This window comes from Streptomyces sp. NRRL B-24085 (genome assembly GCF_001282115.1).
Classification (GTDB): domain Bacteria; phylum Actinomycetota; class Actinomycetes; order Streptomycetales; family Streptomycetaceae; genus Streptomyces.
Genome location: NZ_LJBR01000431.1, coordinates 1 through 10,318, shown reverse-complemented (window position 1 = coordinate 10,318; position 10,318 = coordinate 1). Strand labels below are relative to the sequence as shown.

Here is a 10,318-nt window from a genome sequence, read left to right as displayed (position 1 = left end):
GCTCGGTGACGGACGCCGGCCGCTGCGGGCGGACACCCCCCACCCCGCCCCCTCACCGCCGTAAGCGTCTGCACGAACGTCCACATGACCCACCCAGGGGCGCGGGGAACTGCGCGACCGGCCCCCACCGGCCCGCAGCCGCCCTACGACGTTCCGCAGCACACGGCCCCTCGGAGCGCAGGTGACTGCACCCACCCAGGGGCGCGGGGAACTGCGCGACCGGCCCCCACCGGCCCGCAGCCGCCCCATCACCGAACCCGGCACCCCCTAGGCGACCGGGTGCCTCAGTCCGAGATGAGGCCCTCGCGGAGTTGGGCGAGCGTGCGGGTCAGCAGGCGGGAGACGTGCATCTGGGAGATGCCGACCTCCTCGCCGATCTGCGACTGGGTCATGTTGGCGAAGAAGCGCAGCATGATGATCTGCCGCTCCCGGGGCGGGAGTTTGGCCAGCAGCGGCTTCAGCGACTCCCGGTACTCGACGCCCTCCAGAGCCGTGTCCTCGTAGCCGAGGCGGTCCGCGAGGGAGCCTTCGCCGCCGTCGTCCTCCGGGGCCGGGGAGTCCAGCGAGGACGCGGTGTACGCGTTGCCGACCGCGAGGCCGTCGACGACGTCCTCCTCGGACACGCCCAGCACGGAGGCGAGTTCGGCGACCGTCGGGGAGCGGTCCAGCTTCTGGGAGAGCTCGTCGCTGGCCTTGGTGAGGGCCAGCCGCAGCTCCTGGAGACGGCGCGGGACACGCACCGACCACGAGGTGTCGCGGAAGAAGCGCTTGATCTCGCCCACGACCGTCGGCATCGCGAACGTCGGGAACTCCACGCCCCGTTCGCAGTCGAAGCGGTCGATCGCCTTGATCAGGCCGATGGTGCCGACCTGGACGATGTCCTCCATCGGCTCGTTGCGCGAGCGGAAACGGGCCGCCGCGTAGCGCACCAGCGGGAGGTTGAGCTCGATGAGGGTGTCCCGGACGTAAGCGCGCTCGGGGCTGTTCTCGTCGAGTGCGGCGAGCCGCAGGAAGAGGGAGCGGGACAGGGTGCGGGTGTCGATGGCTCCGGACACCACCGGGGGTGCCGGGAGGGCCGGGAGCGGCGCGGCCTCGACGGCCGTGACGTCGTCGAGCACGGGCTCAGCCTCGCTCTTCGTGAGCGTGAGCACCTTCGAGCTGCCCTGATCTGCGGACATGCCACCCCCTTTGGGTCGCGGGACGGTCGCGGCGAACGCCCCGTGGTGGAACGTCAGCCTTCACCTGAATACCGGAGCCGAAGCCTCGGCAAACGCGCTTCCGGCAGAATGTCACATGTCGGCAACACGCTGTAGTGACATGTCGACACGTGAGACTCTAATCCGCCCTGGATAAAGGGGGTCTGACGGTTTTTCGGCACAGAAGTGTCAGGAACGGCGCCGGTGAGCGATTCGCTCGCGCCGGTTACGCCTCGACAGGGCTTGCGAACTGCGGTGTTACGGAACGTGCGACCGTGCGCCCCTTATGCATCCGCTATCCGGCGCGAACTATGCGTCGATCCGATTGGCGGACCGCAGCCGCTGGAAGCTACGCGCGAGTAGCCTCGAAACGTGCATCTGCGAGACGCCGAGTTCCGCGCTGATTTGCGACTGGGTGAGATTGCTGTAGTAGCGCAGCAGCAGGATTCGCTGTTCCCGTTCCGGGAGTTGGACGAGGAGATGGCGGACCAGGTCGCGGTGTTCCACGCCGTCCAGCGCCGGGTCCTCGTAGCCGAGCCGGTCGAGCAGTCCCGGCAGCCCGTCGCCCTCCTGGGCCGCCTCCAGGGAGGTGGCGTGGTAGGACCGTCCGGCCTCGATGCAGGACAGCACCTCGTCCTCGCCGATGCGCAGCCGCTCGGCGATCTCGGCGGTCGTCGGAGTGCGCCCGAAGGCCGTCGTCAGGTCCTCGGTCGCGCCGTTGACCTGCACCCACAGCTCGTGCAGCCGGCGCGGTACGTGGACGGTGCGGACGTTGTCGCGGAAGTACCGCTTGATCTCGCCGACGACGGTCGGCATCGCGAAGGTCGGGAACTGCACGCCCCGGTCCGGGTCGAAGCGGTCGATGGCGTTGATGAGCCCGATGGTGCCGACCTGGATCACGTCCTCCATCGGCTCGTTGCGGGAGCGGAAGCGGGCGGCCGCGTAGCGCACGAGCGGGAGGTTGGCCTCGATGAGCGCCGCGCGTACCCGGCTGTGCTCCGGCGTACCCGGCTGGAGCTCCTTCAACTGGCCGAAGAGCACCTGGGTGAGCGCCCGGGTGTCGGCGCCGCGACTGCGTGGGGCGGCCTCCTGGGGGGCCTCCTGGGGAGGCGCGGTACTGGCCGCCACGGTCAACGCCACCTCTTCGTTGGTCAACTCATCCGTCAAAAGCGGTCATAGCATCACAAGACATGTGCACTGTGTGCAAGCACCGCATAACGTTGGGTTACGCCGTGTTGAGGGGCAACTTGGGCTGGAAGACGCAGAAAAGCCTCCCGCCGTTCCCGGCAGGAGGCTTTGCGGCACTCGGACTCAGTACGCGTAGTCCGCGATCACCCAGGTGGCGAACTCCTTCCACAGAGCCACGCCCGCCTGGTGCTCCGGGTGCTCGACGTACGCCCGCAGCGCGGCCTCGTCCTCGAACCCGGAGTTGATGGCGAAGTCGTAGGCGATGGGGCGGTCGCTGAGGTTCCAGCCGAGCTCCCAGAAGCGGATCTCGGGGATCTTGCCGTCCAGCGCACGGAAGGCCTCGACACCCGCGACGACGCGCGGGTCGTCGCGCTCGACACCCTCGTCGAGCTTGAAGAGGACGAGGTGACGGATCATCTGAGCTCCCAGCTAGTGCGCGCCGTCGGCCAGCCACGTGAAGAAGTCGCCCACGGCCTTGGCGGCGTCCGATATGCCCTGGAACCCTATCTGCACGTAGTCGGCGGCCTTCTCCGGGTCCGTGATGATCACGTACAGCACGAAGACCACGATCACATAGACGGCGAGTCTCTTGCCGTTCACCGCCATCGCGGCCTCCCCCGCTTGGTACCTCTGTTGCTTCTGGGGCGCGAGTGTAACCGGGGTGATCAGTACGCACGAAGGGCCCCGTCTCTCGACGGGGCCCTTCTCAAGCGGTAGCGGAGGGATTTGAACCCTCGGTGACTTGCGCCACACTCGCTTTCGAGGTCTGTTCGTACTGGTCAGGGCGTGATACGGGGCCGTTCAGAGCCGTTCATTTCGGTACTCCCGCCCGGAGCGTGAACCGGTTTGAACGGCTCCGGACGGGGGTGAATGAGACGGAAACTGAGACGGAACCTTTTCGCGCTGACCTGCCCTTTCACCTCGTTCGGGCGTCAGCTTCGTGAGACCTCTAGAGCCGCGATAACGGCCGCAGGGTCACCGTTGTAAAGGAGGTGCGGTTCGTCCTCCTGGGGAGGGATGAACCGGGTGCGGTATCGCTGTAGGTCGCTCTCAGAGAAGTAGATCGAGTTGGGATCGTTTGCGTGGAACTCGTTGCGCTTGCTGATCCTCGCCCACAGTTCGTCGTGGCTTGCTGCGAGGTAGACGAGCGCAGGAGTGGCGCCGGCGTCGGTGGCGATGGCCCACCAGTGGGCCCGGTCCTCCGGAGTCCAAAAGCCGTGGTCGACGACGACGTCATGCCCGGCCTTGAGGTGATCCCTGAGTTCGATCGCCACATCCTCCAGCACCGGTCGCTCAAGGGTGGGGAAGATGCCTCGGGGGAAGTCCACTCCGTACACGCCATGGCGGCGGTACATCTCCTCATCCGGGCACAGCCGTACGAACCCGCGATCGGTGAGAGCGCGGGAAAGGGTCGTCTTGCCGGAGCCGGGGAGCCCGGCCATAAGGACGCAGAACGGTGGGCGTGGTGACATCGGTCTCGTCATGGTCTGGGAGATCGCTGACATCTCCGCTTCGGCTTCGGGCGTGATTTTGCCAGCCGCGCGGGCTGCAATCAGTGACCCTAGGCGCTCTTCGAGGACGTTCGCGAGCGTGTCATCCATCACCGTCATGTGGCGACCTCCGACTCTGTGCGCCATGTGCGGCCAGGACCTCCGAGGTCCACGCCGTACTCCACGATGTTCCCCTCGCTGTCCACGAACTTCGCCGTCATCACTACCACTGGATCCGTCGGAGGGTGTTCGGGGTCCAGCTCCAAGAGCTGTGCGTATTCCGGCGTGAGAAGGCGCGCAGATGCCGTGTCGATGCGGTGACTGATCGGGTTGCCGGTCACCTGGGCAATGAGCTGGAGCGAGGTTCCCCCGGTTAGCCGCGCGCTCTCCGCCAGTTGCGGGATCAGCTTCCCGTAGCGAGCGGGAATCCACGACGTGCTGTGGGCAACGATGCCGTGCCGGTCTCGGTAGACCCGGCTTCGGCGGATTACGTTGGAGCCGGGCTGAATGTCCAGTGCTTGGGCTACTTCAGCGGGCGCTGAGACGACGGCAGCTTGATGCGAGTCGGACCTTTCGCCTGCCCCCCAACTGGATCCGGTACGGCGTCCCCGGTCCTGTCGCTGGGACCCCGAAGACATCGGAGCCGGTTGGTCCAGTACCTCGGTACCGATCCCATGGATCCCGCGCACAAGCCCCTCGTTGCGCAGCTTGCGAAGAGCCTTTTCGGCTGTCGCGGTGCTCACTTTCCACTCTTCCGAGAGGTTCTTGATGCTCGGCAAGAGCGTCCCTGGCTCTAGCTGACCAGACGTAATCAGCTCCGTGTAGTGGGCGGCAATCTTCGCGTACGGCGCCCGATTGTCGGCCTGGCCTGCCATGTTGCCCGCTCCCTGTCGTCACTTCCCTGAGGTTCCCTAGCTTACCGCTTGACACCGGAGGGAACCCTAGGGAACCTTAGGGATGTGCCCGGAGGAAAGCCCGTGGGGGTGAGTACAAAGTGAGCGCGCATTGGTTGAAAACTCAACAGAGCGTTTGAGGGAAGCCCGTCCCACCTCCGCAAGTAAGCGGACGGGCGCGCATGGGTCTTGTCCCCGTGCGCGGTACAGCGCGACCTCAACTCTTCGCAGCACTGCTGCGGCCGGTTGCCTCCGCTGCTCGTCTCGTACGAGCGGCGCTGAGGGGAGCCGGATGTTCCGACTTCAACGGCGCGCGGCCCCGGGTGGCTAGACCCGGGGCCGCTGTTCGGGCCGTTCCCCTGCTGAGAGGAACCGCGACCCAATGGAACACATCGTTACTGTTCAGGGCATTGTTACGGCGTCTGATGACTGGACGCCGTTCGCTGCGTTCGCCGACTTCATCGAGCCGACGGCCGCTGAGCTGGACGCGATCGAGGCGGAGATGCCGCTGATCCTGGCGGACGTCGACCTGCTCGACGCGCAGATCATCACGCTGGACCGCCTGCCCAACGAGCTGGACGCCCGCCGCATCCGCCGGGCCCGCAACCGGGTGCTGAGCGAGCGGCGGGCCCTGGCCAACCGCACCGCCGGCGCCGTCCTGCCCGGGGGTGCCGCATGAGCACCCTTCAGCAGGATCTGACGGCCGCGCACGCTGAGGTGAAGGCGGAGATCGCGCGGACCGACACGAAGGTCGCGCTGTTGCTGGCGTTCGTCGGCGCAGTGCTGGCCGGTGCGTGGACGATCGCCCGCGACCTGCCCCTGAACCCGGCCGCCTGTGCCGTGGGCGGATGCGGCATGGCGTTCCTGATTGCAGCGGCCGGTTTGCTGCTGCGGTCGGTGCGTCCGAACCTGTCGGGCCGGCACGGCTTCCCGCTGTGGGCGACCCTCACCCCCGAGCAGATCACCGCCGCTGTCTCGCGGGATCTGGCCGCCGACATCGCGGGTCTGTCCCGCCTCGCAGTCGTCAAGTTCACCGGCCTGCGCCGTGCCGTCGACCTGACCCTTGCCGGGGGCGGACTGCTCGCCCTGGCCCTCCTGATCGTGATCGGAGGTGCGGCATGAATGCGACGTCTTTCCCGCGCGGCTGGGAGCTGCTGCTCGCCATGGCGGGGGCGCTGGCGGCGATGGCTGGTACGACGGCCGCGTTCGTCACGCACGATCACGCCTGGCGCTACCTGGTCGTGGCTGGATGCCTGGCCCAGTTCGTCGGTTGGACGCTGCACGGCCGGCGCCTGAGGGGCGGTGCCCGATGAACCCCAAGCCGCTCACGCGCATGCAGATCAGCGTCCTGGTCGCCGCGTTCGTCCCGATGCTTGCCACGGGCGTGATCGGGGGTATCGGCACCTACAGCAACATCGGCCACGCCTACGGCAAAGGCACCGCACTCGGGGCCCTCGCCGCGGGCGAGGGCGCCACCGCCGTGCTCGCCCTGGTCCTGCTCGGGCTGACGATGCTGGGCCAGTCCTCGCCGCGGGTGGTGCGGGCCGGTCTGTGGGCGCTGCCCGCCGCCGCGTCCGTGATGGGCGCCATGGCCGCACCCGACCCCGCCCGCACCGTCATCTACGCCCTGACCCCGATGGGCATGTCCGTCTCTGCCGAGGGCATGGCGTTCCTCGCCCGCCGCATCGTCGTCCACACTGACGGCCGCGACGCGGAGCACGAGCGCCGCTCCGCTGACCTCGTGCAGGCCCTCGCCTACCACCGCGCCCGCGCCGCCAACCACCCCAGCACCCGGGTTCAGTGGTGGTCGGAGCGCAAGTCCTGGCGGCTCGCCCGCAAAGTCGGGGTCGGCGATACGGCGCTGGGATCACGCCTGCTGGACGTCCAGCGCGACCGGGTCACCGAAGGTGCGAACGCGGCCCTGGCCTCGATGTTCACCGGCATCGCAATTGCGGATGAATCTACCGAGACCATGAGGAATCGGTCTACGGCTGACCTGCCCAAATCGACCTCTGCACCGATCACCGCGACGGTCGTGCGGGTGCCCGATCCGGTACCGGTCGACTTCACCAAGTCGGCCCTGCCGCTCAAGCCTGTGCCCTCGATCGCCCCGCCGATCGAGCCGGTACCGGTCGCACCGATCGGGCGGCGCACATCGGCGGCTGAGTCGAGCCGCCCGCGTCGGGCGACCGGTCGGGTTCCCGAGGCGGCCCGATCGGTGAAGCCCAAGCGGACCCCCGATCAGTTGCTGACGGAAGCGCGCACTGCGACCGCCGACTGGCCGGACAGTCGGATCACGGCTGAGGGTATTCGCCGCGAGGTGCACACCTCGCCCGCCAACGCGCGGATGCTGCGGGACACCCTCCTTGCCGAACGTGCCGCCACTGTCGGGACGCCGTGATGTCTGGCGTCTACGGCAAGTGCTTCGACCCCACCGGGGCCCGCCACGGGATACCGACCTACCCGTGGAAGTTGGCCCCGGACGGGCTGGCCACCCGCCGGCAGTTACGGGTGCAGGGCCTGCGTCCGGGCGGTCAGCCGATCGCGGCTCAGGCCATGCGCATCAACCGGCGCACCGGCGGCCCCCGCGTCGCCTACCTGTACCGCGTTGATCGCGCGCTTCCGGTGCGGCCGATGACCTCGCGCAAGTGGGGCGCTCTGGCTCTGGCCATGCTCGCCCGCCAGACCTGCCCCTGCTGCCGGGTCACCTTCAGCTACTGCATTTCCCGCCGCTACGGCATGTGCGGGCTGTGCATCGACGCCAACCACGCCTCCCAAGGGAGTTGTCATGGGTAAGCCCAACACCCGTCATCTGGACCGCGAAATCATGCTCACGGAGCGCAAGTTGGAGGCGGTCCGCAACGAGGAACTGTGGCCGCTGACCGGCTCGGAGCGCCGTCAGGTCATGGGGGCGCTGGCTTCCGGCTCCTACCGCACGCTGCGCGGCAAGAGCACTGGCCGCGCCGATCGCACCCTGGAACGGGTCTGGGAGTCGGTGCAGGTCCGGCTGACCGCTGAACTGGCCGCGTTCCAGAAGGAGCGGGGCCGGATCGTTGCCGAGGCCGCCACCGCCAAGGCCGCCAAGAAGTCCTCCGGTTGGTGGTGAGCATGGCCGCCACGCAGACCCCGCCGGGGCAGTGCCCGCAGTGCTGGGAGCACGGCCACAACCCGCGCATTCACCGGCGCCTTCGACCGGGCGAGGACTGCAAGCCGTGCGTTGACCACCTGGTCAACGGCTGCCCCTACCTCGTGCCCAAGAAGGAATCCCGCTGGTGGTGACCACCCCCACCGCACCCCCTCACCGGCTCAACTCCCGCCCTGACCTGGGCAGTCTGGAGTCTCCCCGTCATGTCTGAACCCGTCACGGACACCACCCCTGTAGCGACCGTCCACCGCCTCGACGACCACCGCACCGGTGAATCGACGCTGGTCGTCGACCTCGCCAAAACCCGCACCGCCGCCGCGCCGGATGCCGAGGACGCTTCGGCCGGCGAGGCGGTCGACCGGCCCGACAACCCGCTGGCCGACTGGCTCGCCCTGCCCGACGCCGATGTCCTGCCCGCGTGGGCCCGCTCACGTGCCTCCGTGGTCGCCAACGTGCAGGCGTTCGGCCGGCTCACCTGGTGGCACACCCGCTATCACGGTCTGCGCACCCCGAAGTACCTGGTCAAGACTGTGCTGTTGGCCGCGCGCGGCTTCTTCCGGGCGGCGGCCGGCCTGTGGCCGACCCTGTCGGCGCAGGACCACAGTGCGGCCGTGAAGGCGCTGCGGGCGCAGGTCAAGGCCAAGCCCGAAGACGTCGACCTCGCCGTGCGCTTGCAGATGGCCCACTACGCCCGTACGCAGTCCCGGCGTTGGCGTTTCGGCGCGGCTGCCGCTGCGGTGAGCGCCGCCGCGGTCGGCATCGCCCTCGCCCCGCCGCTGCTCCAGGTCGGCATAGCTGCTGCTGTGGTGACCCCGCTCGCCTACCTCGGGAGGGGCAAGGAGACCCGCCTGTTGGATCAGGCGGCGCCGCCGCTGCGGGTGGACATGTCCTCCCAGCAGCTCAACGAGGCGCTGCGCGCCGCTGGCCTCCTCAAAAGCGGCAGCGGCAAGGACGAAAGCGACCTTCCGAAGGTGTCGTGCTCGATGGGCCCGGTCCGCGACGGTCGCGGTTGGGCCGTGATCTTCGACATGCCGCGCGGCGGCGGCAAGACCGCCTCGGATGTCCTCGCCAAGCGCGAGGTCATCGCGCAGGAACTCGGGGTCGACGAGATCCAGGTCATCATGTCCCGCGTCCGCGCGGCCAAGGGCGGCAACGCCGGCCGCGTCTCGATGTGGGTCGCCGACGATGACCCCTACCTCGGTCCGCTCAACCCCTCCCCGCTGGAGAAGGCGGAGAAGTTCTCCATCTGGGACGCCGTGCCGTTCGGGCAGGACGCGCGCGGCAACCGGGTCGCGGTGCCGGTCATGTGGCAGTCGATGTTCTTCGGCGGCCTGCCCCGCCGCGGCAAGACGTTCTCCCAGCGCCTGCTCACGGCGGCGGGTCTGCTCGATGCCTACGTGCGCCACTACGTCGCCGACGGCAAGGGCGGCGCCGACTGGAAGGCCATGAAGGCCGTGGCTCACCGGCTCGTCATGGGGGCGGAGGACGATGCCATTGAGGCGCTGAAGGCGATGCTTCAGGAGCTGCTGGTGGAGATGGAGCGCCGGTTCGCGCTGCTGCGGGACCTGCCCACCTCCGTGTGCCCGGAAGGCAAGCTCACCCCCGAGATCATGGTCAAGTACAACCTGCCGGTCATCTTCGTCACCATTGACGAGTTGCAGGAGTACTTCACCGCGATGGAGCGCGAGGACCGCGAGCAGGTCATCAACGACCTGTGCCGCGTCGCCCGACGCGGCCCGGCCGCAGGCTTCGTCTCCAACTTCGCCTCCCAGCGCCCCGACGCCGAATCGGTGCCGCCGAAGCTGCGGGAGATCATCACCATCCGCTACTCGACCCAGGTCGTCGACCGCACCAGCTCAGACATGGTCCTCGGCAAGGGCAAGGCCGCCCAGGGCGCCGACGCGTCGGTCCTGTCGGAGGACCACAAGGGCGTGGGCGTGCTGGTCACCGGCCCGGCCTCGTTCGTGACCGTACGGGCCGACTACCTCGACGGCACCGGCTTCGCCGCCCTGTGCGCCCGTGGCCGCGCCCTGCGCGAGGCCGCCGGACAGCTCACCGGGGACGCGGCCGGCGACGTCACCGCCGCCGCCGACGCGGCAGGCCTGACCGTGCCCGCGATCGTCTCCGACGTCCTGGAGGTCATGCGGCACTCGCCGCGCATGTTCACCACCGACCTGCTGGCCGGCCTGGTCAACCTCGACGAGGACACCTACGGCGACCTCAACGCCGAACGCCTCGCCGCCGACCTCGAAGCGGCCGGCGTCAAGCGGACCAGCAAGCAGGTCAAGATCTCGGGCGCCAACGGGGCCGGCTACCAGCGCCGCGACATCGAGGCCGCCGTGCCCGCCGAGATCCTGCTCAGCACCGGCAGGTAAAGCCCCCCGCCCCTACCCGGCCCCCTACCGG

14 protein-coding genes are annotated in these 10,318 nt (G+C 68.7%); 8 read left to right on the top strand and 6 right to left on the bottom strand.

Annotation, left to right across the window (positions count from 1 at the left end; translation table 11 throughout):
• Positions 1-284: 284 nt before the first annotated feature.
• The 6 genes from AOJ26_RS35735 to AOJ26_RS35715 all read right to left on the bottom strand — a co-directional run bounded on the left by AOJ26_RS35735 (position 285) and on the right by AOJ26_RS35715 (position 4,749).
• Positions 285-1,178 (bottom strand): RNA polymerase sigma factor SigF, encoded by an 894-nt coding sequence (locus AOJ26_RS35735; RefSeq protein WP_053852520.1) that lies wholly within the window; start codon positions 1,176-1,178, stop codon positions 285-287.
• A 327-nt stretch (positions 1,179-1,505) separates the two neighbouring features.
• The gene (locus tag AOJ26_RS35730; RefSeq protein ID WP_179200349.1) at positions 1,506-2,336 is read right to left on the bottom strand and encodes an RNA polymerase sigma factor SigF; all 831 of its coding nucleotides are present in this window, start codon (positions 2,334-2,336) and stop codon (positions 1,506-1,508) included.
• Between the two features lie 171 nt (positions 2,337-2,507).
• Positions 2,508-2,801, bottom strand: a complete 294-nt coding sequence (locus AOJ26_RS35725; RefSeq protein WP_053852518.1) for a Dabb family protein — start codon at positions 2,799-2,801, stop codon at positions 2,508-2,510.
• Positions 2,802-2,813: 12 nt separating this feature from the next.
• On the bottom strand, positions 2,814-2,990 hold the full coding sequence (locus AOJ26_RS44025) for a hypothetical protein (RefSeq protein WP_086724536.1): 177 nt from the start codon (positions 2,988-2,990) through the stop codon (positions 2,814-2,816).
• A 326-nt stretch (positions 2,991-3,316) separates the two neighbouring features.
• Complete coding sequence (locus AOJ26_RS35720; protein ID WP_053852517.1) at positions 3,317-3,994, bottom strand: AAA family ATPase; 678 nt, start codon at positions 3,992-3,994, stop codon at positions 3,317-3,319.
• A complete protein-coding gene (locus tag AOJ26_RS35715) occupies positions 3,991-4,749 on the bottom strand; it encodes a GntR family transcriptional regulator (RefSeq protein WP_053852516.1) in 759 nt (252 codons plus the stop codon). The genes AOJ26_RS35720 and AOJ26_RS35715 overlap by 4 nt, the downstream gene beginning before the upstream one ends.
• A gap of 400 nt (positions 4,750-5,149) precedes the next feature.
• On the opposite strand from AOJ26_RS35715, the gene AOJ26_RS35710 reads away from it, so the two are divergent.
• The 8 genes from AOJ26_RS35710 (at position 5,150) to AOJ26_RS35680 (ending at position 10,287) form a co-directional block, all read left to right on the top strand.
• Positions 5,150-5,446 (top strand): DUF6284 family protein, encoded by a 297-nt coding sequence (locus AOJ26_RS35710; protein ID WP_053852515.1) that lies wholly within the window; start codon positions 5,150-5,152, stop codon positions 5,444-5,446.
• On the top strand, positions 5,443-5,889 hold the full coding sequence (locus AOJ26_RS35705) for a Pycsar system effector family protein (protein WP_053852514.1): 447 nt from the start codon (positions 5,443-5,445) through the stop codon (positions 5,887-5,889). The genes AOJ26_RS35710 and AOJ26_RS35705 overlap by 4 nt, the downstream gene beginning before the upstream one ends.
• Entirely contained in the window at positions 5,886-6,080 is a 195-nt protein-coding gene (locus AOJ26_RS35700) for a hypothetical protein (protein WP_053852513.1), read from the top strand. The genes AOJ26_RS35705 and AOJ26_RS35700 overlap by 4 nt, the downstream gene beginning before the upstream one ends.
• Positions 6,077-7,168 carry a hypothetical protein gene (locus AOJ26_RS35695; RefSeq protein WP_053852512.1) on the top strand — a complete coding sequence of 364 codons (1,092 nt, stop codon included), beginning with the start codon at positions 6,077-6,079 and terminating at the stop codon, positions 7,166-7,168. Before AOJ26_RS35700 ends, AOJ26_RS35695 begins: the two co-directional genes overlap by 4 nt.
• Positions 7,168-7,563, top strand: coding sequence for an RRQRL motif-containing zinc-binding protein (locus AOJ26_RS35690; RefSeq protein ID WP_053852511.1), 396 nt, complete (start codon positions 7,168-7,170; stop codon positions 7,561-7,563). The genes AOJ26_RS35695 and AOJ26_RS35690 overlap by 1 nt, the downstream gene beginning before the upstream one ends.
• Positions 7,556-7,873, top strand: a complete 318-nt coding sequence (locus AOJ26_RS35685; RefSeq protein WP_053852510.1) for a hypothetical protein — start codon at positions 7,556-7,558, stop codon at positions 7,871-7,873. The genes AOJ26_RS35690 and AOJ26_RS35685 overlap by 8 nt, the downstream gene beginning before the upstream one ends.
• Before the next feature lie 2 nt (positions 7,874-7,875).
• Positions 7,876-8,046, top strand: a complete 171-nt coding sequence (locus AOJ26_RS42430) for a pRL2-8 (protein ID WP_199828903.1) — start codon at positions 7,876-7,878, stop codon at positions 8,044-8,046.
• A gap of 69 nt (positions 8,047-8,115) precedes the next feature.
• Positions 8,116-10,287, top strand: coding sequence for an FtsK/SpoIIIE domain-containing protein (locus tag AOJ26_RS35680; RefSeq protein WP_053852509.1), 2,172 nt, complete (start codon positions 8,116-8,118; stop codon positions 10,285-10,287).
• Positions 10,288-10,318 lie beyond the last annotated feature (31 nt).